Source organism: Limnohabitans sp. (assembly GCF_046052765.1).
Lineage (GTDB): Bacteria > Pseudomonadota > Gammaproteobacteria > Burkholderiales > Burkholderiaceae_C > Limnohabitans.
The window spans coordinates 1-26,198 of record NZ_JAVLFQ010000001.1; the positions used below are offsets into that span (position 1 = coordinate 1).

General features: G+C 51.4%; 26 protein-coding genes. 17 read left to right on the top strand and 9 right to left on the bottom strand.

Going from position 1 to position 26,198, the window contains the following annotated elements:
* Nucleotides 1–167: 167 nt before the first annotated feature.
* The 12 genes from AC9UG7_RS00005 to AC9UG7_RS00060 all read left to right on the top strand — a co-directional run bounded on the left by AC9UG7_RS00005 (nucleotide 168) and on the right by AC9UG7_RS00060 (nucleotide 13,053).
* Nucleotides 168–554 (top strand): type II toxin-antitoxin system VapC family toxin, encoded by a 387-nt coding sequence (locus tag AC9UG7_RS00005; RefSeq protein ID WP_509582809.1) that lies wholly within the window; start codon nucleotides 168–170, stop codon nucleotides 552–554.
* A 124-nt stretch (nucleotides 555–678) separates the two neighbouring features.
* A complete protein-coding gene (gene argH / locus AC9UG7_RS00010) occupies nucleotides 679–2,139 on the top strand; it encodes an argininosuccinate lyase (protein ID WP_509582812.1) in 1,461 nt (486 codons plus the stop codon).
* A 104-nt stretch (nucleotides 2,140–2,243) separates the two neighbouring features.
* Nucleotides 2,244–3,590: an NAD(P)/FAD-dependent oxidoreductase gene (locus AC9UG7_RS00015; protein ID WP_509582815.1), complete on the top strand. Its 1,347-nt coding sequence runs from the start codon at nucleotides 2,244–2,246 to the stop codon at nucleotides 3,588–3,590.
* A gap of 185 nt (nucleotides 3,591–3,775) precedes the next feature.
* A complete protein-coding gene (locus AC9UG7_RS00020) occupies nucleotides 3,776–5,086 on the top strand; it encodes a PQQ-dependent sugar dehydrogenase (RefSeq protein WP_509582818.1) in 1,311 nt (436 codons plus the stop codon).
* 72 nt (nucleotides 5,087–5,158) lie between these two features.
* Entirely contained in the window at nucleotides 5,159–5,572 is a 414-nt protein-coding gene (locus AC9UG7_RS00025; protein WP_509582821.1) for a c-type cytochrome, read from the top strand.
* A gap of 319 nt (nucleotides 5,573–5,891) precedes the next feature.
* On the top strand, nucleotides 5,892–7,004 hold the full coding sequence (locus tag AC9UG7_RS00030) for a TatD family hydrolase (protein ID WP_509582824.1): 1,113 nt from the start codon (nucleotides 5,892–5,894) through the stop codon (nucleotides 7,002–7,004).
* A gap of 24 nt (nucleotides 7,005–7,028) precedes the next feature.
* The gene (locus tag AC9UG7_RS00035) at nucleotides 7,029–8,423 is read left to right on the top strand and encodes an alkaline phosphatase family protein (RefSeq protein WP_509582827.1); all 1,395 of its coding nucleotides are present in this window, start codon (nucleotides 7,029–7,031) and stop codon (nucleotides 8,421–8,423) included.
* Between the two features lie 31 nt (nucleotides 8,424–8,454).
* Nucleotides 8,455–9,702: a 3-dehydroquinate synthase gene (locus AC9UG7_RS00040; RefSeq protein ID WP_509582830.1), complete on the top strand. Its 1,248-nt coding sequence runs from the start codon at nucleotides 8,455–8,457 to the stop codon at nucleotides 9,700–9,702.
* 4 nt (nucleotides 9,703–9,706) lie between these two features.
* Complete coding sequence (eboE, locus tag AC9UG7_RS00045) at nucleotides 9,707–10,909, top strand: metabolite traffic protein EboE (protein WP_509582832.1); 1,203 nt, start codon at nucleotides 9,707–9,709, stop codon at nucleotides 10,907–10,909.
* Entirely contained in the window at nucleotides 10,906–11,784 is an 879-nt protein-coding gene (locus tag AC9UG7_RS00050) for a UbiA family prenyltransferase (protein WP_509582835.1), read from the top strand. Before eboE ends, AC9UG7_RS00050 begins: the two co-directional genes overlap by 4 nt.
* Nucleotides 11,785–11,793: 9 nt before the next feature.
* The gene (locus AC9UG7_RS00055; protein ID WP_509582838.1) at nucleotides 11,794–12,705 is read left to right on the top strand and encodes an EboA domain-containing protein; all 912 of its coding nucleotides are present in this window, start codon (nucleotides 11,794–11,796) and stop codon (nucleotides 12,703–12,705) included.
* Between the two features lie 48 nt (nucleotides 12,706–12,753).
* A complete protein-coding gene (locus AC9UG7_RS00060; RefSeq protein WP_509582841.1) occupies nucleotides 12,754–13,053 on the top strand; it encodes a 4Fe-4S dicluster domain-containing protein in 300 nt (99 codons plus the stop codon).
* A 9-nt stretch (nucleotides 13,054–13,062) separates the two neighbouring features.
* Here AC9UG7_RS00060 and AC9UG7_RS00065 read toward each other — a convergent pair whose 3' ends face one another.
* Nucleotides 13,063–13,539, bottom strand: coding sequence for a hypothetical protein (locus tag AC9UG7_RS00065; RefSeq protein WP_509582844.1), 477 nt, complete (start codon nucleotides 13,537–13,539; stop codon nucleotides 13,063–13,065).
* 61 nt (nucleotides 13,540–13,600) lie between these two features.
* Nucleotides 13,601–13,984 carry a c-type cytochrome gene (locus AC9UG7_RS00070; protein ID WP_509582847.1) on the bottom strand — a complete coding sequence of 128 codons (384 nt, stop codon included), beginning with the start codon at nucleotides 13,982–13,984 and terminating at the stop codon, nucleotides 13,601–13,603.
* Between the two features lie 161 nt (nucleotides 13,985–14,145).
* On the opposite strand from AC9UG7_RS00070, the gene AC9UG7_RS00075 reads away from it, so the two are divergent.
* Nucleotides 14,146–15,504, top strand: coding sequence for a PQQ-dependent sugar dehydrogenase (locus tag AC9UG7_RS00075; RefSeq protein WP_509582850.1), 1,359 nt, complete (start codon nucleotides 14,146–14,148; stop codon nucleotides 15,502–15,504).
* A gap of 27 nt (nucleotides 15,505–15,531) precedes the next feature.
* Here the strand turns inward: AC9UG7_RS00075 and AC9UG7_RS00080 are convergent, their stop codons facing one another.
* Complete coding sequence (locus AC9UG7_RS00080; protein WP_509582853.1) at nucleotides 15,532–15,951, bottom strand: surface-adhesin E family protein; 420 nt, start codon at nucleotides 15,949–15,951, stop codon at nucleotides 15,532–15,534.
* A gap of 165 nt (nucleotides 15,952–16,116) precedes the next feature.
* On the bottom strand, nucleotides 16,117–16,431 hold the full coding sequence (locus AC9UG7_RS00085) for a hypothetical protein (protein WP_509582856.1): 315 nt from the start codon (nucleotides 16,429–16,431) through the stop codon (nucleotides 16,117–16,119).
* A gap of 178 nt (nucleotides 16,432–16,609) precedes the next feature.
* On the opposite strand from AC9UG7_RS00085, the gene AC9UG7_RS00090 reads away from it, so the two are divergent.
* Nucleotides 16,610–18,292 carry an AMP-binding protein gene (locus AC9UG7_RS00090; RefSeq protein ID WP_509582859.1) on the top strand — a complete coding sequence of 561 codons (1,683 nt, stop codon included), beginning with the start codon at nucleotides 16,610–16,612 and terminating at the stop codon, nucleotides 18,290–18,292.
* A gap of 17 nt (nucleotides 18,293–18,309) precedes the next feature.
* Here AC9UG7_RS00090 and AC9UG7_RS00095 read toward each other — a convergent pair whose 3' ends face one another.
* Nucleotides 18,310–19,473, bottom strand: coding sequence for a benzoate/H(+) symporter BenE family transporter (locus AC9UG7_RS00095; protein WP_509582862.1), 1,164 nt, complete (start codon nucleotides 19,471–19,473; stop codon nucleotides 18,310–18,312).
* 103 nt (nucleotides 19,474–19,576) lie between these two features.
* Here AC9UG7_RS00095 and AC9UG7_RS00100 point away from each other — a divergent pair, with 103 nt between their 5' ends.
* The 3 genes from AC9UG7_RS00100 to AC9UG7_RS00110 all read left to right on the top strand — a co-directional run bounded on the left by AC9UG7_RS00100 (nucleotide 19,577) and on the right by AC9UG7_RS00110 (nucleotide 22,970).
* Nucleotides 19,577–20,731, top strand: coding sequence for an alpha-hydroxy acid oxidase (locus tag AC9UG7_RS00100; RefSeq protein WP_509582865.1), 1,155 nt, complete (start codon nucleotides 19,577–19,579; stop codon nucleotides 20,729–20,731).
* Between the two features lie 174 nt (nucleotides 20,732–20,905).
* Nucleotides 20,906–22,150 carry a DNA polymerase IV gene (gene dinB / locus AC9UG7_RS00105; RefSeq protein ID WP_509582868.1) on the top strand — a complete coding sequence of 415 codons (1,245 nt, stop codon included), beginning with the start codon at nucleotides 20,906–20,908 and terminating at the stop codon, nucleotides 22,148–22,150.
* Nucleotides 22,128–22,970, top strand: a complete 843-nt coding sequence (locus tag AC9UG7_RS00110; RefSeq protein ID WP_509582871.1) for an enoyl-CoA hydratase-related protein — start codon at nucleotides 22,128–22,130, stop codon at nucleotides 22,968–22,970. The genes dinB and AC9UG7_RS00110 overlap by 23 nt, the downstream gene beginning before the upstream one ends.
* A 3-nt stretch (nucleotides 22,971–22,973) precedes the next feature.
* Here AC9UG7_RS00110 and queF read toward each other — a convergent pair whose 3' ends face one another.
* The 4 genes from queF to AC9UG7_RS00130 are packed head-to-tail and all read right to left on the bottom strand — an operon-like array spanning nucleotide 22,974 to nucleotide 26,088.
* Nucleotides 22,974–23,819, bottom strand: a complete 846-nt coding sequence (queF, locus tag AC9UG7_RS00115; protein WP_509582873.1) for an NADPH-dependent 7-cyano-7-deazaguanine reductase QueF — start codon at nucleotides 23,817–23,819, stop codon at nucleotides 22,974–22,976.
* A complete protein-coding gene (locus tag AC9UG7_RS00120; protein ID WP_509582876.1) occupies nucleotides 23,816–24,706 on the bottom strand; it encodes an alpha/beta fold hydrolase in 891 nt (296 codons plus the stop codon). The genes queF and AC9UG7_RS00120 overlap by 4 nt, the downstream gene beginning before the upstream one ends.
* Before the next feature lie 7 nt (nucleotides 24,707–24,713).
* Nucleotides 24,714–25,490, bottom strand: coding sequence for a peroxide stress protein YaaA (yaaA, locus tag AC9UG7_RS00125; protein WP_509582879.1), 777 nt, complete (start codon nucleotides 25,488–25,490; stop codon nucleotides 24,714–24,716).
* Between the two features lie 7 nt (nucleotides 25,491–25,497).
* Nucleotides 25,498–26,088 (bottom strand): DUF3501 family protein, encoded by a 591-nt coding sequence (locus AC9UG7_RS00130; RefSeq protein ID WP_509582881.1) that lies wholly within the window; start codon nucleotides 26,086–26,088, stop codon nucleotides 25,498–25,500.
* Between the last annotated feature and the right edge of the window lie 110 nt (nucleotides 26,089–26,198).

The window sequence follows — 26,198 nt, forward strand, 5'->3', positions numbered from 1 at the left end:
CGGCGCAGCATCAACAGTGAAGCTATTGCTTGTTTGGAAACCGTCTTGTTGCCACGCAAAACCAATGCTTTGGCTCATCTCGAAAAGGCAAAGTCGATTCGAGACAGCTTGACACCCGGGCAATTCAAGCCCGAAGACATAGACCAATTCAAAAAGTCTGGTCGCTCATGATCGTTGTCGATGTCAACGTGCTCGCCTATCTTTACTTGCCCGGGCCATTCACGACGGCTGTAGAAAAACTGTTGCTGCGCGATGCGCAATGGGCTGCGCCACGGCTGTGGCGAAGCGAATTTCGAAATATTCTGGCTACCTACATGCGCAAAAACTTGCTGACTTTGGAACAAGCCAATGACATGTTTAAGAGCGCCGAAGATTTGCTGTCCACCAATGAATACGAGGTCTCCAGCTTGCAAGTGCTGCAACTGTCCAAAGACAGCGACTGCTCTGCCTACGACTGTGAATATGTAGCGCTGGCACGGCATTTGAAAATTCCTTTGTTCACAGCAGACAAAGCCTTATTGAAAGCATTTCCTGGTCTGGCTATTGGGCTTTAAAAAAAATTTATGAGTTAGCTAGCTTCACTTAATCCATCTTGGATTTGGACTTTCCCGCTGACAGCGACACGAATGTGTTCTGACTTTCGCCGAAGCCCATACGGCTCACACCTAAAATGCCCGGATGACTTCCTCCAATTCGCTAGACCGCAAATCCCAGGCTTGGTCCGCCCTGTTCTCCGAGCCCATGAGCGAGTTGGTGCAGCGCTACACCGCCAGCGTGTTTTTCGATCAGCGTTTGTGGCGGGCCGATATACAAGGCAGTCTGGCGCACGCACAGATGCTGCAAGCGCAAGCCATCATCAGCGGGCAAGATCTGTCCGATATTCAGCGCGGCATGGCGCAAATCAAGCAAGACATTGAAGCCGGTCGCTTCGAATGGAAGCTGGAGCTGGAAGACGTTCACTTGAACATCGAAGCGCGGCTCACGCAACTGGTCGGCGACGCGGGCAAGCGCCTGCACACGGGGCGCAGCCGCAACGACCAGGTGGCTACTGACGTGCGCCTTTGGTTGCGCGACGAGATCGACGCCATCAGCGAATTGCTACGCAGTTTGCAACTCGCGCTGGTGGATGTCGCTGCGCAGCACACCGACACCATCATGCCAGGCTTCACGCACTTGCAAGTCGCACAGCCGGTCAGTTTCGGTCACCACCTGTTAGCGTTTGTGGAAATGTTTGCACGCGACCAAGAGCGTTTGCTCGAAGTGCGCGCGCGCACCAACCGTTTGCCACTGGGCTCGGCGGCATTGGCGGGTACCACCTACGCCTTGGATCGCGAACTCGTCGCCCGCACGCTCGGCATGGTCGATGCACATGGCGCGGCGCAAGTGTGTCAAAACAGTTTGGATGCGGTCAGCGACCGCGACTTCGCCATCGAGTTCACTTCAGCCGCTACGCTTTGCATGTTGCACATCAGCCGCTTGAGCGAAGAGCTCATCATTTGGATGAGCCAAAACTTCGGCTTTATCCAAATCTCGGACCGGTTCACCACCGGTTCAAGCATCATGCCGCAGAAGAAAAACCCCGACGTGCCCGAACTCGCACGCGGCAAAACCGGGCGTGTGGTTGGCCATTTGATGGGTTTGATCACTTTGATGAAAGCGCAGCCACTGGCCTACAACAAAGACAACCAGGAAGACAAAGAACCGCTGTTCGACACCGTTGATACGTTGAAGGACACGTTGCGCATCTTTGCTGAAATGATCGGCGGTCAAACCAACCCAAGCACTGGCGCCAAAGAAGGCGGGCTCATGGTCAACAAACTCCGCATGCAAGAAGCCGCTAGCAAGGGCTACGCCACTGCCACCGATCTGGCCGACTATTTGGTGAAAAAGGGCTTGCCGTTTCGTGACGCGCACGAAACCGTGGCGCATGCGGTGAAAACCGCGCAAGCCTTGGGTGTGGATTTATCGGCTCTCAGCTTGGCCCAGTTGCAAGCGTTTCACTCGGCGATTGAGCAAGATGTGTTTGAGGTGCTCAGCCTGCAAGGCTCACTGAACGCGCGCAACACTTTGGGTGGCACAGCACCCGCACAAGTGAAGAAACAAATCGCTCGTCATCAGCTCAGATTGCAAGCCAGCTAACAAGTTCTTTCCTTGCTCGCTGTAGCCGCCAGAGCAGGCACGGTTTGCATTATGATGATTAATGGTTTTCCCTAGTAGCGGTTCTACATAATGGATCTGACATGATGCACACAAGACCCCACGTGGTCATCATCGGTGGCGGTTTCGGTGGCTTAGAGGCCGCCAAATCGCTGGCCAAAGCACCGGTCGACATCACACTGATCGACAAAACCAACCACCATTTGTTCCAACCTTTGCTCTACCAGGTTGCCACCGCAGGTCTCGCCGCCCCAGCCATCGCAGCGCCAACGCGCAGCCTGTTCCGACATCAAGCCAACCTGACCACCTTGCTGGCCGAGGTGATGGATATTGAAGTCAAAGAGAAAAAAGTGCATTTGTCCGATGGCGCCACTTTGCTGTTTGACCATCTGATTGTGGCTGCCGGCGCGACCCACAGTTACTTTGGCCATGATGAATGGGCAGCATTTGCGCCGGGTTTAAAAACACTGGAAGACGCGTTTGAAATTCGCCGGCAAGTATTGTTTGCGTTTGAATCTGCAGAGAAAGAACCCGACCCGGAAAAACGCCAAAACTGGCTGACCTTGTGCGTGATTGGCGCCGGTCCCACTGGCGTGGAAATGGCCGGCGCATTCGCAGAAATCGCTCGCCAGACCTTGGTCGGTGAATTCCGCCGCATCAACCCACATGACGCCCGCATTTTGTTGATAGAGGGCGGTCCGCGCGTGTTGCAGGCCATGCCCGAGTCGCTCAGTCAAAAAGCCTTAGAGCAGTTGCAACAACTCGGGGTGGAAGTACGCTTGAACGCCATCGTCACCGGCATTGATGCCACCGGCTTGCAAGTGCGCGGCCCGGCGCCAGCCGGCGTCGTCGGTACGGTGGACTACCGCATTCACAGCCGATGCGTGGTCTGGGCAGCAGGCGTCGCGGCTTCACCGTTGGGGGGTAAATTGGCCGCCAACATTGGTTGTGAAATTGACCGCGCAGGGCGAGTGGTGGTCAGCCCCGATTTGAGCCTGCCGGGCTTTCCACATGTCAGTGTGATCGGGGATTTGGCGGCCGCCATGAGCCATCAACCGGGCAAACCCCCATCGGCCGTGCCCGGCGTGTCACCAGGTGCCAAGCAAATGGGCCGCCGCGCGGCGCAAAATATTTTGCTTCGTATCGCTGGTAAACCTACACGGGCTTTCAGGTACGCCGATTACGGCAATCTCGCCACCATTGGACACAACTCGGCAGTCGTTGACCTGAGCACACCTTTGGGTCCGCTGCGTTTTTCAGGTCGCTGGGCTTGGTGGTTCTGGCTGTTGGCGCATATTTATTTTTTAATCGGTTTTCGCAACCGCTTGGTGGTACTGATGGACTGGGGTTCTGCCTACTTGAGTTTCAGCCGCAATGCCCGGGTCGTGGCCGGTACACTTCACAAGACAATGCCCCATGTTGGTGAGAGCTGATTACCCAGTTTGACCCGGCTTCCCAGCAATTAACCTTTATAGCGTTTACACCTATTAGCTGGGTTGACAAACAGTTCTACTATTCCTGCAACTGAAAATTATTGCTGTCACATGTTTGTCTCTCGAGGCTTATATGACTGCAAAAATTAGAGGTTGTTTGTTTCATTCATAAGAGGAGATCCCTAATGCGCGTACTAAAACTGGTTGCCGCTATTGCTGCAACAACAGTGATGGCATTTGGTTCAGCAGCACATGCTGGCCCTAGCGTCACACTCGAGAAAGTTGTTACTGGAATCAACACACCGCTTTCCATGGTGCAACCCGCTGGTGACAACCGCATGTTCGTCACAGAACAAAACGGTCGCATCAAGATCATTGAAAACGGCAAAATCACAGGTACTTTCTTGGACATCCGTAGCAAGATCGTTCCGCTGATGCAAGACTTCGACGAGCGCGGCTTGTTGGGTCTGGCTTTCCACCCTGACTTCAAAAACAACGGCAAGTTCTATGTGGCTTACTCAGCTCACTTGGACTACCAGTCTGATTTGGGTCAAATGCTTTGGTACAACCACAGCAACGTGGTTGAAGAGTACACAGTCTCTAAAACCGACAAGAACACAGCTGATGCTTCTTCAGCACGTCGTATCCACTCCATCAGCTGGCCCCAGTTCAACCACAATGGTCACTGGATCGGCTTTGGTCCAGACAAGAAACTCTATGTTTCTACTGGTGACGGCGGCTACGCTAACGACTGGGGTATTGGCCACAATCCTCTGATCGGTAACGGTCAAGACATGATGTCTCCTATGGGCAAAATCCTGCGTATCGACGTGGATGCTCGTTCAGACGGCAAGCCTTACGGCGTACCTTCTGACAATCCATTTGTCGGCAAAAAAGACGTTCTGCCTGAAATCTGGGCATCCGGTCTGCGCAATCCTTGGAGATGTTCATTCGACCAAGCTGGTGGCTCACAACTGTATTGCGGCGACGTGCAACAAAACAGCTGGGAAGCTGTCAAGATTGTTGACAAAGGCCAAAACATGGGCTGGCGTCGTGTGGAAGGTTTGATGCGCTGCTTCAACTGGGCAGAGCCTGACAACCATCCCGCTAATTGCGACAAGTCTGGCATCACACCTGCTGCCATGGAATATGCCAACTGCACCGCCGTTCCTAACGGTTGCAAAGGTATTTCTGTGACTGGTGGCTACATTTCTCGTGGTGACGGTACAGGCGCCAAAGGCAAGTACATCTTCGGTGACTGGTCTAAAGGCTTCGGTGAGAACGACGGCCAAATCTTCATCGGCTCTAAAGGCGGCGACGGCAAATGGAGCATGGAAGTGGCTTCTGTGAATGTTCAAGGCGGCACACCTAACGGCAAAACACCTTACATCTTGGCTTTCGCTCAAGATGCCAAAGGTGATGTCTACGCCCTGACCTCTATCACAACTGGCCCTAACGGCTCACAAGACACCATCTACAAAGTTGTTGTGAAATAATTTTGTAATTTGTCTATCAAACTGCTGCCTGTTTATGCGGGCAGCAGTTTTTTTTTGTATTAAACTGTTTTCATGAAACCATCATTCTTTTCCTCAACTTCTCTGCGTCGCACGCCTTTGATGTTGTGCGCATCTACACTGCTGGCCTTTGCTTGTTTCTCGACAAGCGCTTGGTCAGAGGACAACTCTCCCACACCTGCATCACCCGATGAACCTGTTCCCGCATTCACCGCTGCGGTCATGCAAGAACCTGCCAATATCGAGGCAGGCAAAGCCGTCTGGGATGGCCAATGCAGACACTGCCATGGCAACAGCGCTTACCCTGGCAAGGCCCCCAAGCTCAAGCCTTCCAGCTACCAGCCTGAATTTGTGTATGACCGAGTTACCAATGGTTTTCGCAAAATGCCAGCTTGGAAAGCCATCTTCAACGAAAAGCAACGTGTTGGCGTAGTCACTTACATCATGAGCGGCGAATTCTCCCCCTGAAGAGACCACCAGGCCTGACCCTTACTAGAAAAACTGTTGCACCCTGCAACAGTTTTTTTGTTTTGTAGCAGGCCCAATGACCGTTTTTTCCAAAAGTTTTTTTATGGGTTTCACGAAAGTGCATGCTTTCATATGACTTGTCAAAGGGGATTGTGGTAACCCCTTGTTTCAGCCTTGGATTGAGAGCGAAGTTTGGCTGAATCCGCAGCAGTTCAAAGGGGTTGACCCCATGATGCATTGGGCTCATAAGTGCTATCATTTTCTTTTGATTTAAAGAGCCTAGGTATCTCGCTTAAATGGCTCTTGAAGAAGATTTGAAATGACAACGCACAAACCAGTCACCCCATCAGATCAAGATTCACACACTGCATCTGTTGAAGAAATGTTCAGTGGCAAATCTGTCTCATGCCCTTGCTGTGGGGGAAGCTTCACACCGAGCATGTTGCAAAAAATCATGGATGACGCTGAGCGCTTGGCGTTGCACAAAAAAGATTTCCGCGCCATCCCCACTGGCGGGTTGGGCATGATGATAGACCCGCATGCCCACATGACGGCGCGCACCACTGACGATTACGAAGCCATGGCCCAAGCCGGTATTGTGGCTGTCATTGAGCCGGCATTTTGGTTAGGCCAAATGCGGACCAATGTAGGCACCTTTATCGACTATTTCTCCACCATTACCGGTTTTGAGCGTTTCCGCGCTGGTCAATTTGGCATACGTCACTACTGCACCATTGGCATGAATCCCAAGGAAGCCAACAATGTTGCTTTGTCTGAGGAAGTGCTTGCTGTGCTGCCGCGATACTTGACCAAAGAAGGCGTTGTCGCTGTGGGTGAAATCGGCTATGACGAACAAACGCCGCAAGAAGACAAAGTGTTTCGTGCACAAATTGAACTCGCTAAAGAGTTCGATTTACCCATCATGATCCACACACCGCATCGCGATAAAACCCGTGGCACACAACGCACCATGGATGTATTGGAAGAGCACGGCTTTGACCCTGCGCGTTGCGTGATTGACCACAACAACGAAGAAACCGTTCGCGAGGTACTTGACCGTGGTTATTGGTGTGCGTTCACTATTTACCCCTCCACCAAAATGGGCAACGAGCGCTTGGCGGCCTTGGTTCAGCAATACGGCTCAGAGCGAGTGATCGTTGACTCTTCTTGCGATTGGGGTGTGTCTGACCCGCTTGCCGTTCCCAAGACTGCTCGACTGATGGCAGACCGCGGGATTTCTGCAGACACCATCCACCAAGTGGTTTATAAAAATGCCTTGGCTATTTATGGACTCAACGGCGAAATGCGCGAAGAGCACTGGCTACAACCGCAAGCCATTGACCAACGAACTCTTTACGAAGGCAATTCTGTGTTGCGTGGACAAGAGCCTAAAGTCCTTACCCGTACCGTTGATGCCAACGTGATCCGCTAACTCCTTCAAGATACACGTTTTCTCATGCAGCCATTGATTGTTTTGAATGTGGTGGGCCTGACCCCGCGACATCTCGGGCCATTAACCCCACGCTTGTCTGCATTTGCCAAACAAGGCGGCATGCGACCGCTCACCACCACCTTACCTGCGGTCACTTGCACCGCACAAGCCAGTTTCATGACCGGCTTGCCCCCGAGCGAAACAGGGGTGGTAGCCAATGGCTGGTTGTTTCGCGACCTTTATGAAATTTGGTTCTGGCGACAATCCAATCGCTTGGTTCATGGTGAAAAAATCTGGGAAGCAGGCAAATCGCGCGACCCGCAATTCACGTGCGCCAACATGTTCTGGTGGTACAACATGGCGTCTGACCATGACTTTGGCGCCACCCCGCGACCGATTTACAAAGCCGATGGCCGCAAACTGCCTGACTGTTTCACGGTACCTACGGATTGGCGAGAAAAACTCAGCAGCCGTTTGGGCAAATTCCCTTTGTTCAACTTTTGGGGCCCCAACACCCATATTTCATCTTCTCGCTGGATAGCCAAGGCTTCTGAGTTGGCCATCACCGATTTTGACCCGACATTGACGCTGGTTTACCTACCGCATCTGGACTACGATTTACAACGCTTTGGCCCAGATGAATCACATCCGGCGGTGGCCAAGTCGTTACAGGAAATAGATGAAGTAGCTGGGGATTTGATCGATTTCGCGCAAAAGCACGGGCGCAAAGTCATGGTGCTTTCCGAATACGGCATCACCCAGGTTGACCGCCCCATCCACCTGAACCGCCACTTCCGCCGCGAAGGCTGGCTGCAAATCAGGATGGAAGATGGTCACGAAATGCTCGACCCCACCACCTCCGCCGTGTTTGCTGTGGCTGATCACCAGATCGCCCATGTGTACGTTCGCAACCCTGCATTGATCCCTCAGGTGAAACACTTGCTGCAAGGTATTGCGGGTGTGGAATCGGTATGGGACAAAGCCGAACAAGTAGCGCATCACATTAACCATGAGCGCAGCGGCGAACTGGTGGTCATGTCAGATGCGCACTCTTGGTTTACCTATTACTTTTGGCTCGACGATGCACTGGCGCCCGATTTCGCCAGAACCGTAGAAATACACCGCAAAGCAGGCTATGACCCAGTCGAACTGTTTCTCGATCCCACACTGGCGTTTCCCAAGCTCAAAATCGTGTGGAAATTACTGAAAAAGATACTTGGTTTTCGTATGCTGCTCGATGTCATTCCGCTAGACGCCACGCTGGTCAAGGGCTCGCACGGCAGGCCTACCGACAACCCGCTAGACGGTCCGTTGGTAATGACAGACACACCTTCTTTGTTGCCTGAGCAGGTGTCTGCCACTGACATCAAGCACATGGCACTTCAACACATCTTTGGTGTTGAGCATTCAGCAGCATGAACCGTTTTTGATTTTTCGAATTTAAACAAATATGAACAACGTTTATCACTACCCCAACAAGCAGAGAAAAACTGCCGACACGGCGCTGAATCAAAACAACGATACGCGCACCATCGTCGACAGCGTTCAAGTGCAGCGCTTTGCCGTGGAATACGACTACCCGGTAGTCTTTACCCGCCACGCATTCGATCCTGTCAATCTGCATTTGCTCGATGTTCTGCGTCGCCGCGAACCCGGCAAACGTCATCGTGTGGCGGTCTTTGTCGATGGTGGCGTGGTTCAAGCCTTGCCGCATCTCGCTGGGCAAATTCAAGCTTATTTTGCGGCGCACGGTGAGTCCATCGATTTGGTGGGTGACATCGTGGTTTTAAAAGGCGGCGAGGAATGCAAAAACGATCCTGACTTCATTTCTTCACTGTTGAAAATACTGTCAGACAAAGCCATTGATCGCCACTCCTATGCCATCGCCATTGGCGGCGGCGCCATCATGGATGCAGTCGGTTATGCGGCAGCCATCTTTCACCGCGGAGTTCGACACATCCGTTTCCCCACCACAGTACTTGGACAAGACGACAGCGGTGTGGGCGTGAAGAATGCCGTCAACTGGCTGGGTTTAAAAAATCTGGTCGGCACTTTTGCACCGCCATGGGCGGTGATCAATGACGGTGTTTTCATCGACTCTTTGCCTGCACGTGAAAAACGCTGCGGCATGTCTGAGGCTGTCAAGGTGTCGTTGATCCGCGACCGCGATTTTTTTCTTTGGCTGGAAAGCAACGCGTTGGCATTAGCGCGTTTTGAAACCGTGCCCATGTCCTACTTGATCAAGCGATCGGCACAAATTCACATGAACCAGATTGCCAACGGGGGAGACCCTTTCGAATCAGGATCAGCCCGTCCGCTCGACTATGGTCACTGGGTTGCGCACAAACTCGAACGCATGACGCAACAACAAGAACTCAGCCATGGAGAAGCGGTTGCGATCGGCGTTGCGCTAGACGCCCATTACTCTGTGTTGGCTGGGTTACTGCCCACCGGTGAAGATTTACGCGTACACCAATTGCTATTGACGCTTGGCTTTAAGCTTTGGAATGATCAACTCGAGACCCGCCACGCCAATGGCCGCTTGGCTGTCCTTCAAGGTCTCACTGAATTCAGAGAGCATCTCGGCGGCGAACTCACCATCACCTTACTCAGCGCCATCGGTAAAGGCATTGAAGTGCACGAAATCAATGACACCTGGGTCACCGAATCCATAGCCTGGTTGAAACAACGCAAGTAATTCAATGCAACTGCACAGACTGAAAGCTCAACCGCATCTTTCCTATTGCACCAACATACATGCAGGTGAGAGTTGGTCTGATGTTCGTGACAGTCTGAATATTTTTGTGCCCACTATTCGCGATGCCCTCGCTGAGGGAGCGCCCATGGGTATTGGTTTGCGGCTGTCTGCACAGGCCGCTGACAGCTTGCTGCAAGCCGATGAAATAGCTGCTTTCAAGCGCCAATTAAAAGAACTCAACGCCTATGTATTTACCTTGAATGCCTTTCCCTACGGTACCTTTCATGGCGTCAAGGTCAAGCAGGATGTGTATTTGCCTGACTGGTCTACCGCTGAACGGCTGCGCTACACCATCGTTTGCACAGATATTCTTGCGGACTTACTGCCTGAGGGCGTGAGTGGCAGTATTTCTACTGTGCCCGTTGGCTTTCGTGATGCAGTTGACACGCCTGACGCCATGTCGCGCATTCTTGATCATTTGTTGCAATCAGTAGCGCACATGGTTGCGGTGCATCAACGCAGCGGAAAATTCATCGCCCTGGCCTTGGAGCCCGAACCTGCTTGCTATCTTGAAACCACGCAAGAGGCAGCTGATTTCATCCTCAACCATGTGCGAAGTCAGCCGGCTGTCTCTCAGTTGGCTGCCATGCTCAGTTGTACCGATGCACAAGCCATGCAGGCACTGCAACAGCACCTCGGCGTTTGTTTTGATGTGTGCCATAGCGCAGTTGAGTTTGAGAACCCCCAGCAGGCGATGCGGCAATTGCGCGAAGCCTTGATTTGTATACCCAAAATACAACTCTCCAGTGCGGTTCGTATCCCTCAAATGAGCCAAGCCCTGCTGTCAACTGTCAATATGTTTGACGATGCGGTTTACCTGCACCAAGTGGTGGTGCAACAGCCGCTAGGCTTGCAACGATTTCTCGATTTGCCGCAAGCGGTAGCCGCATTCGATGCGGGTCAAGCCAATGGAGAGTGGCGCGTGCATTGCCATGTGCCAGTTTTTCTTGAACATGTTGGCGACATCTCCACCACGCAAGCCCAATTGATGCAAACCCTTGAGGCTTGCAAACTCGAAGGTTTCTCCTCTCATTTAGAGGTTGAAACCTACACGTGGGATGTGTTACCAGCATCTCTTAAAACCGATACCAAGGCACAGGCTATCGCCCGTGAATTGTTGTTCGTTAAACAGGCATTGATGTCATGACACAAGCACTTCACCCGATCGCACGACTGGCCATGATGCTAAAAATAGGCAGAGTATCCAACCTGCCTACGGTCTGGACCAATGTTTTGGCTGGTGCTTTTCTGGCAGGCGTCAATGCCGAACTTTGCCAGTTGCTATGGATCATGCTGGCCATCACGTTGTTCTATACAGGTGGCATGTATTTGAACGATGCGTTTGATGCGGACATCGATGCGCGTGAACGACCTGGCCGTCCTATTCCTTCCGGTCAGGTATCTGCCAAGACCGTTTCAGCCATGGGTTGCGCCATGTTGATGGTTGGTATATTCATTGTTGCGCCCTACGGCGCACTGGCGGTTCAAGCCGGTGTCGGATTGAGCTTGACCATTCTTCTTTACAACGCTTGGCACAAAGGCAATGTGATTTCGCCGGTCATCATGGGCAGTTGCCGGGCGTTGGTCTACGTGCTCGCAGCCTGGTCTTTTTCAGACAACACACCTGTCGCGTTGATGTGGGGCATGCTGGCCGTGTTCACCCATATTGCCGGACTTACCTATGCCGCCAAGCAAGAAAGTCTGGACCGCATTGACCGTTTATGGCCGCTTGCTATTCTTACTGCTCCGTTGGTCATTTTTATCACCAATTTCAGCCTCTCACCCATGGCTATCGTGACCTTACTGCTCTTGGCTGTGGCTGACATCTACGCTGTACGTTTACTGGCACTGCGACGTCAAGGAGGAGATGTGCCACGTGCGGTGGCGCAATTGATTGCAGCCTGCGCATTGCTGGATGCTGCTGCTGTAGCCCTTAGTGGCGCGCCCTGGCCTTGGGTTGCCGCCTGTATAGTGGCTTACCTGACATGTCGCTTATTTCAAAAATTCATCCCGGGCACCTGAAGGTTCGCCATGTATCCCAAACACCATCATCTAGCAACTGAAGCGATTCCTCAAGCCATTTCGCTGTTGAGCGGATGGCTGAAAAAAAGGCTGACGCCAGAACCTTTTAACTGGTTTGATACTGAACTGCGCACCCTGCAATCCCAACCCGAGCAAGCGCGTTGGTTCAAGGCATTGGGCTTAACGCCACGCAAGCTAGGTAAAGCTGACTTACAGCCGACTGATATTGAACTTCATGCGGCTTCACAACTTCGCCAAGGACTTGACCCCACCGATTGGAGCATTGACCAGACGGCGCGCATTTGTTTTACCTTGGCCTTTCATCAAGCCGACGACGCCAGTTTTGCCCACCAAGTTTCCTTGCTGGTAGACACCTCAGAAATTAACGAGCTGGTAGCCATCTTCCGCGGATTTGCCTTGTTTCCGCATCCACAAGCCCTCGAACCCAAAGCCCGCGAAGCGATCCGCTCCACCATGCGTCCGGTTTACGAAGCAATGGCGCATCGCAATCCCTATCCCATGGAGTTTTTCGACGAAGCCGCTTGGAACCAGATGGTTGTGAAAGCATTTTTTCTAGATTCGTCCATTTGGCAAATCCAAGGTGTGGATCAACGCTACAACCTCGATTTATCGATTGTGCTGATCAAATTGGTGCAAGAAAGATGGGCTGCGGACAGGTTTATTGCGCCAGAAATCTGGCGGTGCGCAGTACCTTATGCCAACGCTGAAGGGATAGACGTCATTTTGCAAGCCTTGGCTGGTAAGGCCAGAGAGGCTGAGATGCAAGTCATCGCCAAAGTCTGCTTGAGCCACCCTGAACTTTGCGATGCGCAAGTCGTGGCTGCAGTGAAAAGTAAAAACTGGACCATAGACCCTGTTGCTTTACCTTGGTCAGGTTTTGCAAGCGCTTCGTACATCTGATCATATTGACCAACCGACGCCTCCTCTGTCTCAATCACAGCTTCACCCATGCATCCAACTGCCCCAGAATCCAAAGACTGTAAACAAGCCCCTGGGCTTTTTGGCCCCGTGGTCAACCTAGGCAAATGCGAAGCCAAGGGCGATTGCGTTAGCGTCTGCCCTGAATCTGTATTTGAGGTGCGGCGAATTGAAGATGCTGATTTTCAACCGCTAGGGTTTTTGCAAAAATTAAAAATACGCGTGCATGGTATGAAAGTCGCCTACACGCCAAATATCGATGCCTGCTTGGCCTGTGGCTTGTGTGTCGCCGCTTGCCCGGAAAAGGCCATCACACTCAGCCGAAGGTAAAGCGTTGATTTATTTTTTAACTACCAATTGCTTGATACTCTCAATCTGCTTTTGGTAAATGTCGCCAGAAATTTCAAATATTTTTTTACAATAAGCGGCCTTGTCAGCACTTTCTTTTTGTTGATATTCCACTACCGCTGGGGACTTTTTCATGTCTTGGTAAGTGACATCGATTTTTTTACCTGAGGGAAATTCGATTTGATCAAGCTTTTGGAAATAATCAACAAACTGCTTGGTGATGCCTTCGCGCTGGCCTGGACGCGTTAAGAAGTCCTTAGGGATGGCATCCAAAAAAGTATTCAAATCGAAATCAGCAAATGACTGCCCTTGACAGTTAGGGTCTGCATCGAGTTGTTTTTTCAAACCAAAAGCCGTGATAACACCAAAAGTAGCTTGAAAAATACGCTCGCTGTTGTCAGTTTCAGCAGCTTGTACAGGTACTGCTATTGTCAACGCGACAGAGGCAGCAATAAGAATTTTTTTCATGGTCAATCTATTCATAGTTAAATTTTGACAGGATTGACTTGCGCATTCTCAACCCACATATTCATGTTTTAGCAGTTTTCTTGGATTTGGATCGGATGTAACTCACAAGATCCCATATTTCTTCGGGGGTAAATGCTTGTTTCCAAGCAGGCATAGTGTTTTTTCCATTCGATATTCGAAAAGCCACAATCCCGTCTGGAAAAACAGGCGCTAATGCAATCATTGTCAGATCCTTGGGCTTGACGCTGAGTTGTGCACTGGCTGGTCCGTTTCCCTCACCATCCGGGCCATGACAGACTTGACAATGCGCCGACCACAGGGCTTGACCCCTGGCCACTGATTCAGCAGAACCCTGATACGGATTGGTCTCTAACGCAGCCATGAGTAAGCTTTTTTGCGTGTAAGCAGACACCACCATCGCAACCCATAAAGTTAGTAAAATCACATTCTTGATTTTTAGTGTTTTCATGTTGTACCAGTTCTTACTCCCTAAAGTCCATTTTAGGACTTCAACTCCTGCCAGACACAACTCAACTTCTGCTACCTATTGTTTTTCTCTACAAACTGACTTTTCATCTCTCTACAGATTCACTCACTGAAATACTTATGAACTACTCCAACTTTTATTCCAAATGGATCGTGATCTTGACGGCAATGTCCGCTTTGGTGTTCACCCACGTCGCCCATGCAGAAAATTTCGCATTGAAATTACTGGCCAGCGAATTGACTGCTCCGATTCATCTGGAAGAATTACCTGACGGGTCGGGCCGTATGCTGATCGTTCAACAAGACGGACTTGTTAAAGTGATGTTGTCTGACGGACAAATACAGGCCGAGCCATTTCTTGATTTACGCAGTCGCATGCTGCCCATTGCCAATGATTTTGAAGAACGAGGTTTGCTGGGCTTTGCCCTGCATCCGCAATTTTCTAAAAATGGTCGTTTCTTTGTCAGCTACTCTGCACCTCTGCGTGCATCTGCACCACAAAACTGGAACTACACACGGCATGTTGCAGAGTTCACCACCAAACCCGGCAGCGTCACAACCGTTGACTTGAACACGGAAAGAATACTGATTGCTTTGGATTGGCCCAGCCGAAAACACAATGGTGGCGCTCTGGCTTTCGGTCCAGATGGCATGTTATTCATTGGCTTGGGTGACAGCGGAGCCTCACACGGTATTGGCAAATCTGTGATTTGGGAAGCGTTCAATGTGCCCGAAGAAGCTCTTCACTGGGACAAAATGGCGCAAGACAAACAGAGTTTGTACGGCAAGATATTGCGCATAGATATTGACCATGGTTTTCCTTCCTATGCCATTCCCAAAGGCAATCCTTTCAACATCACCCAAGGTCGACCCGAAATCTGGGCCTGGGGTTTTCGCAACCCTTATCGCATCTCTTTTGACAGCAACGGTAATGGCGACTTGTATGTGACAGCCATTGCAGAAACGCTGTGGGAGGCCGCCTACAGGGTTCGCCGTCCTGGTAATTTTGGTTGGCCGCTGATTGAGGGTTCACATTGCGTAGACCGTTTGATGCCGCGTAAGCCGCCTGTCCAATGTGTGCGACAAGGTGTTGACGGTGAAACGCTTGAACCTCCGGTGGTGGAATATGCCAATATGCAAGTGAATCACCCTGATTCATCGCAACTCAACACCCAAGGCGTGGGTACGGCATTAACGGGTGTGCGGATTTACCGTGGGAAACAACTACCCAAATTACAAGGCAAGCTGTTGATCGCCGATTGGAGTGCATCGTTCAAGCAGGCTTCGGGACAACTGTTTGTGGCGACACCCAATACACCCAAAGACAAACTATGGGCATTGGAAAAATTGATTCAACTTGATAGCCGCATCATCAGCCTTGCAGAAGATCGCAGCGGAGAGATATATGTGCTGACCCACGAAGGCATGGGACCGTTTGGCAACACAGGCAAGGTTTATCGCTTGGTTTCGAGCCCTTGAGTGTTGCAGCACCCCAAGGCGGTCTGATTAAGGAGTACAGACTTTTTTAATCAAGGCCTCAAAGAACGAGCCTGTCGAGGGAGAGTACCAGTGGAAATAGCGTTTTTTGGGTCCGCCTGATGCGGCTTGGGTCACCTGACCACTACCCATTTGTCCGTCGTAGTCGGTGAACTGAATTTGACGCTGGCGACCCGCATTGCATTCAATATGACGAACAGAAATACGTGAGCTGGTGACAAACGCACAACCGTCACCTTTACAGGCTTCTTTTTTGCTGTCAGGGAAATCTTGTAACGTAGTGATTTGTTTCGCACCCTCGACATCGGTGATGGACTGTAAATCCACATAGTAGTTTTCACCGAATTCGGGACTCTTCATCAAGAGCGTCCATTCCGCATGCGCCATGGTGGAGAAGGTAAGCAACGTCAGTATCAAAGTGCGTTTCATCGCAGAACTCCAAAAATAAACAGATATAAAAATTCTCTGATAAGAAAATTTGGTAAAGACCATTTTAGCCGGTGACGGATGTTGTGCATTTTCATGGGGTTATTAAATAAGCCGGCCATTATTCCCAAGAAGTAAGTACGTCGCTATTTGATTTGAGCCTGAAGTTCATCTGTCTGTTTCGCAATCTTTTTGCATGGCATGTCCAGCACTTTCTATGGTCCAACTGTCACCATAACCGCCATAAACCAACGACAAGACAGTCAGCATATTTTTTTTCTCAACAGAAATTTCTGGTTTGAGTTGATCCAAACGCTGTCTGGCTTCTTTGGGAGGCAAGCCGCTTTCCCTCCACTGCATGGCTTCAGAGGCAAATCGACCGATGTCGTCGCAAGTCATGCTGCCCAACGGGTAAGTACCGGCAAACACTTGGGGGCAGACGCAAAGCATGCCCATGATGAAGAAGTGGTGAATGGGGCGCATAGGGGGTTCTCCTGCAAAGTGTTCTCTGATGGGCTGATCATAAACACAGGGCAGATAAGTACGCGGGTACATGAAAAAAAATTCAATAAGCCGTCTTTAGTGCGTATCATTTCAAAAATAACAACAGGATGTCACAAAAAAAACGTAAAGACCATAAAACATCGAAAGAGACAAGACCATGACTACGACACCCGCACTGATTCTTGACCGTATCTTTGAACATGAAAAAAACCATGCGCAACAGATATTTTTGACGCAACCACTAGGTCACGGCCAAGTCACAGATTACACATGGGCACAGACCATGGATCAAGCCAGGCGCATGGCCGCCCATTTGCAAACCATGGGATTGCCCCGCGCTGCCCGTATCGCCATCTTGTCAAAAAATTGTGCGCATTTTTTCATGGCAGAACTTGCCATCTGGATGGCTGGCTACACCACAGTGGCTATCTTCCCCACCGAGCAAGCAGACACGGTGAAATTTGTGCTCGAGCATTCTGAGGCCAGTTTGCTGTTTGTCGGCAAGCTTGATGAATGGCACAAACAAGAGCCCGGTGTACCTGCGCATTTGCCACGCATCGCTTTTCCTTTGGCGCCTGCCAACAGCTACGACAAATGGGACGACATCATTGCCCGCACACAACCACTGGCCGGAGATGCTGCGCGTGAACCCACCGACCTTGCCATGATCATTTATACCTCGGGCTCTACCGGACAACCCAAAGGCGCTATGCATTCATTTGAACGCATCTCTGCCGCCGCCACTGGCATCATCAAACAAATGGACGACTCCTTGGGCGGCCATCAAAAACACCGCATGTTGTCTTATCTGCCATTGGCACATGTGTTTGAACGTGCTTTTGTCGAGGCCGCTGGCCTGATGCATGGGCAAATGCAATTCTTTTTTGCTGAATCGCTTGATACCTTTGTTCAAGATTTACAAAGAGCACGGCCAACGATTTTTATTTCAGTACCGCGCCTGTGGTTGAAATTTCAACAAGGTGTGTTTGCCAAAATGCCAGCGAAAAAATTGAACTTGCTGCTCAGCATTCCGGTACTTGGTGGTGTGGTGAGAAAGAAAGTGCTGGCCGGTTTAGGGCTTGATCACGTGCAGTTGGCGGGCAGTGGTTCTGCCCCTTTGCCCGCAGACTTGATACGCTGGTACCGCAAACTCGGTTTAAATTTGGTCGAAGGTTATGCCATGACCGAAGATTTTGCATACTCACACAGCCAAACCAAAGATAAAAATGACCCGGGAACAGTTGGTCCTCCTTACCCCGGTGTCCAAGTTCGCATCAGCCCAGAAGGCGAAATCCTGATCAAGTCCCCCGGCCAAATGATTGGCTATTACAAACGCCCTGATCTGGACGCGCAAAGTTTTACCAGCGATGGTTTTTTCAAAACTGGCGATCTGGGCTCGCGCAAGGCTGATGGGCAATTGATCATCACGGGCAGACTCAAGGAGCAATTCAAAACCAGCAAAGGTAAATACGTGGCGCCTGCGCCTATTGAAAACCGCTTGAACGCACATCCCATGATCGAGTTATCCATGGTCTCGGGCAGTGGTTTTGACAAGGCCTATGCCTTGGTGGTGCTTGCCGAAGATTTGCGACCGAAATTGACCCGCACCGATATACGGGAACAGGTTGAATCCGAACTCTTGGCTTTGCTTGCACAAGTCAATCAACAAATTGCAGACTATGAACAACTCAAAATGCTGGTGATAGCCAAAGAGGCTTGGTCGATTGAAAACGGCTGCCTCACACCCACCATGAAAATCAAGCGAAGCCGAATTGAGTACGGTGTGCAACACCAAGTCGACGAGTGGTACAGCAACAGCCAAAGTATTATTTGGGCTTGAACGGATCCTGCTGCCACTCAATCCTGCGCCGGTGCAAGCAGCATAGCCACTGCACCGGCCACCAAACCCCAAAACGGCGCTCCTACCCCCCAAAAACTCAAACCTGAGGCAGTCACTGCAAAAGTGATAAAAGCCGCTTGTCTGGACGCAGGTTCCTGCATGGCCACTGCCATGGCGTTGGAGATGGTGCCGAATAGCGAAAGCCCGGCCACCACCATCACCAAGGCTTTGGGAAACGCTGCAAACAGACTGACCACTGACGCGCCTGCCAACCCAGCCAATATGTAAAACACACCTGCACTGACAGATGCGGTGTATCTTTTAGACGGATGTTGATGCGCCTGCGGGCCGGCACAAATAGAAGCGGTGATGGCAGCCAAGTTCAGTGCAAAGGCGCCAAAGGGTGCCAACAATATATTGATCACGCCTATCCATCCAATGACAGGCGACAAAGACAGACGATAGCCGTTGGCCACCATGGATGCCACCCCGGGAATATTTTGTGACGCCATGGTGATGACAAACAAGGGCAGCGCCAAGCTGAACAAAGAGGCCACAGACCAAACCGGGGTTACCCACACTGGATACGCCCATTGCCAATCTACTTGTGCCAAATGCACTTGATCCATGGCGAAGGCCCAGACCACGCCCGCAGCCAGCGCAAACAGCACCGAATATCGCGGCGATAAACGCTGTGAAAACAAATACACCAGCGTCATCAATAAGGGCATCTGCCACTGGCTACCCATGACGACAAACACATCGAGTCCGATACGCAACAACACGCCTGCCAACATGCCCGCCGCCAACGGTAACGGCACCCTGTGCATAAATCTTTGAAAAATACCTCCAAAACCTACCCATACTGTGAGCGCTGACGCCGCGACAAAAGCACCCACTACTTCACCCGCTGAAAAAGCCGGCGCTGAAGTGATCAACATCGCTGCGCCCGCGGTGGACCAAGCGGTAACGACAGGGATACGAAATTGCAGCGACAAAGCAATGCAAGTCACCCCCATGCCCAAGCCTAGCGCCCAAATCCAGGAGGCAGCACCAGCCGTACCAGCGCCGCTGGCATATGCCGCCTGAAAGACGATGGCCACCGAGGTGGTGAATCCAACCAACACAGTCACGGCGCCGGCCATGACCGTTGAGACAGAAAAATCTTTGAGCATTTGCATGGCGAGGCCAGAGGGTGAAGTCCACCGATGTTAATGACTTCGATGATTCAAACGAGGGGCTGTGCGTAGGCGCTAACATCAGGCGATCGAACAGGAGCAATGCATGAGCGCGATCACACATATTGACGATCTGAAACAGCTGGCCAAAAAACGGGTGCCGAAAATGTTTTTCGATTACGCGGATTCGGGAAGCTATACCGAAAGCACCTACCGCGCCAATGAAGATGACTTTCAAAAAATCAAATTCCGCCAGCGTGTCGCCATCAACATGGATGGCCGCAGCACCGCCACCACCCTGATTGGACAACCAGCCAGCATGCCAGTAGCCATTGCACCCACCGGCATGACCGGCATGCAACATGCAGACGGCGAAATTCTGGCGGCGCGTGCAGCCAAAAAATTTGGTATTCCTTTTACCTTGTCCACCATGAGCATTTGTTCCATCGAAGACGTGGCGCAACATGTCGGCCCGGGTTTTTGGTTTCAGTTGTATGTGATGCGGGATCGCTCGTTCATTGAACGCCTGATTGATCGCGCCAAAGCAGCACAATGCTCGGCGCTTGTGCTGACATTGGATTTGCAAATCTTGGGGCAGCGTCACCGGGATATCAAAAACGGCTTGTCTGCGCCCCCTAAACCCACGTTACTCAACCTGCTGGACCTGGCCACCAAGCCACGCTGGTGCATGAATATGTTGGGAACGCCGCGGCGTAAATTCGGAAATATTTTTGGCCACGTGAAAGGCATAGATGACATGTCTTCTCTGGGTGAATGGACCAACGGACAATTCGACCCGACGTTGAACTGGGACGATGTGGAATGGGTGAAAAAACGCTGGGGCGGCAAGCTGATTTTGAAAGGCATCCAAGACCCAGAAGACGCGCGACTGGCGGTGCAAAGCGGTGCTGATGCCTTGATCGTCTCTAACCACGGCGGGCGTCAGCTTGACGGTGCCGAGTCCAGCATCAACGCTTTGCCCGGCATTGTGCAAGCGGTCGGCAAAGACATTGAAGTACACATGGACGGCGGCGTACGCAGTGGACAGGATGTATTGAAAGCGCGCGCCCTAGGGGCACAAGGCACTTACATCGGTCGCGCCATGCTTTACGGCTTGGGCGCCATGGGCGAAGCCGGTGTGACCAAGGCTTTGCAAATCATCCACAAAGAGTTAGACATCAGCATGGCATTGTGCGGCCACACCGACATCAACAACATAGACAGCAGTATTTTGTTGCCGCATACCGTGCCACATGGCTGATTTTTTGGGGTGAAGCCACTTCTGCTTAACAACAATTCAAACACCGAGTTTCAAATCATTGTCTAAGGATATCCACTAGCAGATAGCCATCAAGCCCAACATGCCTTGCTCAGCTATGCTCTGCCAGTGAGCCCAGAAACATCTCCTCTGCCCCGCCGTATTGCACACCTCGACATGGATGCCTTTTACGCCTCGGTCGAACTGCTGCGCTATCCGCAACTCAAAGGTTTACCGGTGGTCATAGGCGGGGGCAGACGGCGCGAAGATGATTTGCTGGCTCGCATGCGTATCGCTCAACCTGAGCGCGATTGGACGACGCATGATCTGGCTGATATTCCCATCGATATGTTTCCCCGCATCGGTGGCTATACCGGACGCGGCGTGATCACCACCGCCACTTACGCGGCGCGTGCGTTTGGCGTTGGTTCTGCCATGGGTGTGATGAAGGCCGCCCAACTCTGCCCACAAGCCATACTGCTGCCCGTGGATTTCGAGCAGTACCGACACTATTCGCGCAGTTTCAAAAATATTGTGCGTGAGATTGCGCCTTTGGTGGAAGACAGAGGCGTCGATGAAATTTACATTGACTTCACAGACGTTCCTGGCGGACAACGAGAGGCAGGACGGGTTCTTGCACGCTTGATACAAAAATCAATCACTGACACCACCGGACTGACATGCTCTATTGGTGTCGCGCCCAATAAGTTGCTGGCGAAAATGGCCAGTGAATTGAACAAGCCCAATGGCATTTCGATTTTGCAACCCGAAGATTTGGCAGACAAAATATGGCCGCTGCCGTGTAGAAAAATCAATGGTATTGGCCCTAAAGCAGACGCGAAATTACAAAGCCACGGCATACACACCATCGGTGAACTCGCCTTGCGCGAGCGTGCATGGTTGATGGAACACTTCGGAAAATCCTATGGCGCTTGGCTTTATGAGGCATCCCATGGCAGGGATGATCGCCCGGTGGTGACCGAGTCCGAACCGGTGTCTATGAGCCGCGAAACCACGTTTGAAAAAGATTTGCATGTGTTGCACGACAAGGCCGTTCTAGGCGATATTTTTACCCGCTTATGCCAACAAGTCGCCGCTGATTTGCAACGCAAAGGCTATGTCGGCAAAACCATTGGCATCAAACTGCGGTTCGACAATTTTCAAAGCGTCACCCGCGATAGCACGTTGGACATCTACACATCTGACGCCAAGACCATTCGACAAACCGCAGGCTTATGCCTGAAGCGCATAGAATTTAAACGCCGTATCCGACTGCTCGGCGTGCGTGTTGGTTCACTGGTCAAAGCCGACTCTGCGCAAGCCTTGGCACCTTTGCCTGCAAAATCTTTTTCTTACCTACTGACTGTACATGAAGCAGAACCATTGAAAGACCCACGCCATGAACAAGCTGACCTGTTTTGAATTGACCATTGAGAACCACATCGCGCATCTGGTGATGAACCGTCCCGATCGCTTGAATGCGCTGGACATGACGGTGTGGCGCGAACTCGACGATATGCTGCAACAACTCCACCAAGCCAATCAAGCTCGGGTGTTGGTGATCAGCAGCACTGGCAAACATTTCAGCGCAGGCATGTCGCTCGACGCTTTCGGCGCCACAGTCAGTATGGACGACCAAAGCGCAGAGGGACGCGCCGCCATCTTTGACATGCTGGGCGGTTTGCAGTCTACTTTTACGCGCCTAGAAACTTTGCGTATACCTGTCATCGTCGCTATTCATGGCGGCTGTGTAGGTGGTGCTGTAGACATGGTCACAGCCTGTTGCTTGCGCTACGCCAGTGCAGATGCGTTTTTCTGTATCCAAGAAATCAACATCGGTATGGTTGCAGACGTAGGCACCTTGCAGCGATTACCCAAACTCATGCCTATGGCGGTGGTGAAAGAACTGGCGTACACAGGTCGTCGTTTATCGGCTGACAAGGCAATGCAATACGGACTGGTGAATGAGGTATTGCCTGATGCTGACGCCACATTGGCTCATGCGATGAAAGTGGCAGAGGACATAGTTAGCAAACCACCGGTCGCTATTTGGGGCACCAAACAAGCGCTGCACTATGCACGCGACCACAGTGTGGATGATGCATTGAAACAGATGGGCTGGCTACAAAGCGGCATTTGGAGCAATGCCCACGTCAAAGAAGCCATTACTTCGTTTCAGAAAAAACAAACGGGTAGTTTTCCCGACCTGTTGGCCTTGCAGACATTCAAAGACGTGGCGTGATTCTTATTGTCTGGCCGTGCGTATTTGGGGCGGCATGGCTTGTGAATGGCTGCTGCGCCAGGGATTGATATCCACTCCACCGCGACGCGTGTAACGCGCTTGAACGCTCAGCTTGGTCGGCTTGCAGCGCGTCATGATGTCCGTGTAAATGCGCTCGACACAATGTTCGTGGAATTCGTTGTGGTTGCGAAAACTCACGATGTATTGCAGTAACCCGCCTTGGTCAATTTGCGCCCCGCTGTAACTGATACTGACACTCCCCCAATCTGGCTGTCCGGTGACCAAGCAATTGCTTTTCAATAAATGGCTGGTCAGCGTTTCTGTCACTGGTTTTTCATCCCAAGCAGCTGTCAATAATTCAGGTGCGGGTTGATAGTGAATGCAATCCAAGTCCAGCCTGTCAAGGTTCACGCCATCCATCTCATGGATTTTTTCCGCAATGAATTGCTCGGGTATCAGCAATTGCACACCCACTCCCGCTTGCATGGCGCCTCCATGCCACACGGCGGTGCTCAAGTCTTGCTGCATGGTTTTTTTCACCTCATCCATGGAGGCAAAACGCGTATTGTTAAAGCTGTTCAAGTAAAGCTTCAGCGATTTGCTTTCAATCAGGTGCGTGCTTTCACACGGCACGATGAAACGTCCCATGGCGACTTGCGGTTTGCCCCGCAAGTTCAACCAACTGAGCTCGTAAGCCGTCCACACATCTGCGCCCAAAAATACTGGCTGGCCTGAGATGCCAATTTCGGCACGTTGTGCAGCACGCGGCAATGGGTAAAGCAAAGACGCGTCGTACTGGTCTGCATAGCCAACTATTTTGCCCAGCAGGGATTGACCAGGTGAGTTCATAAAGGGGTATGGGCTTGTAAAAAAGGCATTAAACGCGCCATCATTTGTGCCACTGCACCGGGCGGGAAATCGTGTCCCATGCCTTCAATGCCCAACAACTTCGCACCAGCAATACGAGCGGCTGTGTCTTGTCCACATGCATAAGGAATCAGTGGATCGGCCGTCCCATGAATCACCAGTGTGGGGGCTGTGATGCCTGCTAACAAGCGCCAGCGTTCACGGTCTGCCATGGCAGCCAACATTTGTCGGTAACTCCCCTTGGGGCGGTTGCTGCGCTGCATGGAATCGTTGACCAATCGTTCTTGTGAGCCCTCTGGATGGACAAAGCCAGGACCAGCCAGTGCTTTGACAAAACGCAAAGCTTGGGTACGTGCGCCAGCACTGCCAGATGGTGCGGGTGGTGTCATCATCACTCGGCGCATGGCAGGGGTGGGGCCGGGCAAACCTTTGGCGCCGCTGCTGCTCATGATGCTGGTTAGGCTGAGAATGCGTTCGGGTGCGATCACACACAAGCGCTGGGCGATCATGCCGCCCATGCTGACCCCGATCACATGCGCCTGCTTTAATTGCAAATGGTCCATCACACCCAAAGCATCGCGCGTCATGTCCTGGATGGTGTAAGGCGGTTTGACTTGAAGGCCGAGTTTTTGTTGCAGCATGAACCACAGAATATTTGGTGTTCCTGCGTGATCCAAGGATTCGGACAAGCCGTTGTCCCGGTTATCAAAACGCACCACTCTGAAACCTGCCTCATGTAATTGATGTAGCAAATCATCCGGCCAAACAATCAATTGCATGGACATGCCAGCTATCAACAACACCGCAGGGCGGTCACGCTCGCCGGTATCTTCGACTTCTAAGCGCAGGTTATTGACATAAATTTGCATGGGTGACCTATTGTGTCAGGTGACGGCGAAACACCAGTGTGTCTTCAGTGGAGGCTTGAGGCGTGAATGTATAGCCTTCCAGATTGAACGTCTGTAACTGTTCAGGCGTTTTCAATTTCTCTTGAATCGCAAAACGTGCCATCAAACCCCGTGCGCGTTTGGCAAAAAAACTGATGATCTTGTACTGACCGTTTTTATGGTCTTGGAATACACATTCAATGACACGCGCCTGCAAGACGTTGCGGTCAACTGACTTGAAATATTCTTGCGACGCCAAGTTAACGATGACCGGATCTTTGTGTCCGGTAAGTTGTGTGTTGAGATACTGAGCAATTTGAGCACCCCAAAACTGATAAAGATTGTGGTGCTTACCATGCTTGAGCGAGGTACCCATTTCTAATCGGTAGGGTTGCATCAGATCAAGTGGTCGCAACACACCATACAAACCACTGAGTATGGCCACATGGTCTTGCGCCCATTGCAACTGCTTGGGTTTGAGCGTTTTGGCGTCCAGTCCTTCGTACACATCGCCATTAAACGCCAACACCGCTGGTCTGGCGTTATCGCCAGTGAATCGGGGTGACCATGATTTATAGCGTTCAGCGTTGAGTTTGGCGAGCGTGTCACTCAGGTCCATTAACTCGGCAATTTGCTGAGGTGTTTTTTTCTTCAGCGTAGAAATCAGCTCGGTAGATTGCGCAACAAACTGCGGCAGGCTAGCTGTCAGCGCTGGCAGCGGTGACTCATAGTCGAGTGATTTGGCAGGGGATAAGAGAAAGAGCATTCAGTGATTATTTCAAATCTCCAGCCAGCGATGCCAACGCCTCGGCGTCGATCTGCGTGTGGGCAGGATAGTTGGTGTGGTCGCAACCCAATTTCACTGCGGCACCAGCCTTGATTGCCGCTTTGGCGGCTGTATCAAATTCAAACCTCACGAAGTGAACTGCAGACGTTTTTTCGTCGTTCTCGCGCTCCAAATCTTCGTCAGCAATCGCATAAACGCGCGCATGGCCCTCAACCTCGATGAACATGCGGTCTTCAACACCGATGAGTCGTGCAAGTTCACGCTTGCGTTCGTTCACATCCGGATATTCGATGAGCATGGTGGCTTTCCAATTGCTGCCCTCTGGCACCAACGGCGCATACGCATCTATTTCCTGTTGTATGCCTTCTTCTTCAAAGATTTTTTCTATACGCAACATCTCTTGAATTTGGTAGCGAATGGTCATCTCGCTTTCAAACTGTAAAGTAATGTGTTCGCCCAAATGTACCGAACGCAATTTCCGGTGCGCCAGAACCTCGGCCTTATGGGTTTTGCGAAATTTGCTGTACGCCTCCAGACTCATGAGGTTGTTGGCGGTGATGTGTCCAGTCAATTGCATTTGTTTTCTCTCGTGGTAATTGGGGTCAGTATCCGATTAATTTTTTTGGGGGTCAGGGTAATTGGGTAATTGGGGTCAGGGTAATTGGGGTCAGTATCCAATTAATTTTT

Excerpts from the sequence above, each read along its gene's own strand:
- argH (WP_509582812.1), top strand. The coding sequence starts at position 679 with ATGACTTCCTCCAATTCGCTAGACCGCAAATCCCAGGCTTGGTCCGCC.
- AC9UG7_RS00020 (WP_509582818.1), top strand. The coding sequence starts at position 3,776 with ATGCGCGTACTAAAACTGGTTGCCGCTATTGCTGCAACAACAGTGATG.
- AC9UG7_RS00090 (WP_509582859.1), top strand. The coding sequence starts at position 16,610 with ATGACTACGACACCCGCACTGATTCTTGACCGTATCTTTGAACATGAA.
- AC9UG7_RS00100 (WP_509582865.1), top strand. The coding sequence starts at position 19,577 with ATGAGCGCGATCACACATATTGACGATCTGAAACAGCTGGCCAAAAAA.
- AC9UG7_RS00005 (WP_509582809.1), top strand. The coding sequence starts at position 168 with ATGATCGTTGTCGATGTCAACGTGCTCGCCTATCTTTACTTGCCCGGG.
- AC9UG7_RS00110 (WP_509582871.1), top strand. The coding sequence starts at position 22,128 with ATGAACAAGCTGACCTGTTTTGAATTGACCATTGAGAACCACATCGCG.
- AC9UG7_RS00035 (WP_509582827.1), top strand. The coding sequence starts at position 7,029 with ATGCAGCCATTGATTGTTTTGAATGTGGTGGGCCTGACCCCGCGACAT.
- AC9UG7_RS00120 (WP_509582876.1), bottom strand. The coding sequence starts at position 24,706 with ATGCAAATTTATGTCAATAACCTGCGCTTAGAAGTCGAAGATACCGGC.
- dinB (WP_509582868.1), top strand. The coding sequence starts at position 20,906 with ATGGATGCCTTTTACGCCTCGGTCGAACTGCTGCGCTATCCGCAACTC.
- AC9UG7_RS00055 (WP_509582838.1), top strand. The coding sequence starts at position 11,794 with ATGTATCCCAAACACCATCATCTAGCAACTGAAGCGATTCCTCAAGCC.
- AC9UG7_RS00050 (WP_509582835.1), top strand. The coding sequence starts at position 10,906 with ATGACACAAGCACTTCACCCGATCGCACGACTGGCCATGATGCTAAAA.
- AC9UG7_RS00030 (WP_509582824.1), top strand. The coding sequence starts at position 5,892 with ATGACAACGCACAAACCAGTCACCCCATCAGATCAAGATTCACACACT.
- AC9UG7_RS00025 (WP_509582821.1), top strand. The coding sequence starts at position 5,159 with ATGAAACCATCATTCTTTTCCTCAACTTCTCTGCGTCGCACGCCTTTG.
- AC9UG7_RS00065 (WP_509582844.1), bottom strand. The coding sequence starts at position 13,539 with ATGAAAAAAATTCTTATTGCTGCCTCTGTCGCGTTGACAATAGCAGTA.
- yaaA (WP_509582879.1), bottom strand. The coding sequence starts at position 25,490 with ATGCTCTTTCTCTTATCCCCTGCCAAATCACTCGACTATGAGTCACCG.
- AC9UG7_RS00015 (WP_509582815.1), top strand. The coding sequence starts at position 2,244 with ATGCACACAAGACCCCACGTGGTCATCATCGGTGGCGGTTTCGGTGGC.
- eboE (WP_509582832.1), top strand. The coding sequence starts at position 9,707 with ATGCAACTGCACAGACTGAAAGCTCAACCGCATCTTTCCTATTGCACC.
- AC9UG7_RS00085 (WP_509582856.1), bottom strand. The coding sequence starts at position 16,431 with ATGCGCCCCATTCACCACTTCTTCATCATGGGCATGCTTTGCGTCTGC.
- AC9UG7_RS00075 (WP_509582850.1), top strand. The coding sequence starts at position 14,146 with ATGAACTACTCCAACTTTTATTCCAAATGGATCGTGATCTTGACGGCA.
- queF (WP_509582873.1), bottom strand. The coding sequence starts at position 23,819 with ATGAACTCACCTGGTCAATCCCTGCTGGGCAAAATAGTTGGCTATGCA.
- AC9UG7_RS00095 (WP_509582862.1), bottom strand. The coding sequence starts at position 19,473 with ATGCAAATGCTCAAAGATTTTTCTGTCTCAACGGTCATGGCCGGCGCC.
- AC9UG7_RS00080 (WP_509582853.1), bottom strand. The coding sequence starts at position 15,951 with ATGAAACGCACTTTGATACTGACGTTGCTTACCTTCTCCACCATGGCG.
- AC9UG7_RS00060 (WP_509582841.1), top strand. The coding sequence starts at position 12,754 with ATGCATCCAACTGCCCCAGAATCCAAAGACTGTAAACAAGCCCCTGGG.
- AC9UG7_RS00130 (WP_509582881.1), bottom strand. The coding sequence starts at position 26,088 with ATGCAATTGACTGGACACATCACCGCCAACAACCTCATGAGTCTGGAG.
- AC9UG7_RS00040 (WP_509582830.1), top strand. The coding sequence starts at position 8,455 with ATGAACAACGTTTATCACTACCCCAACAAGCAGAGAAAAACTGCCGAC.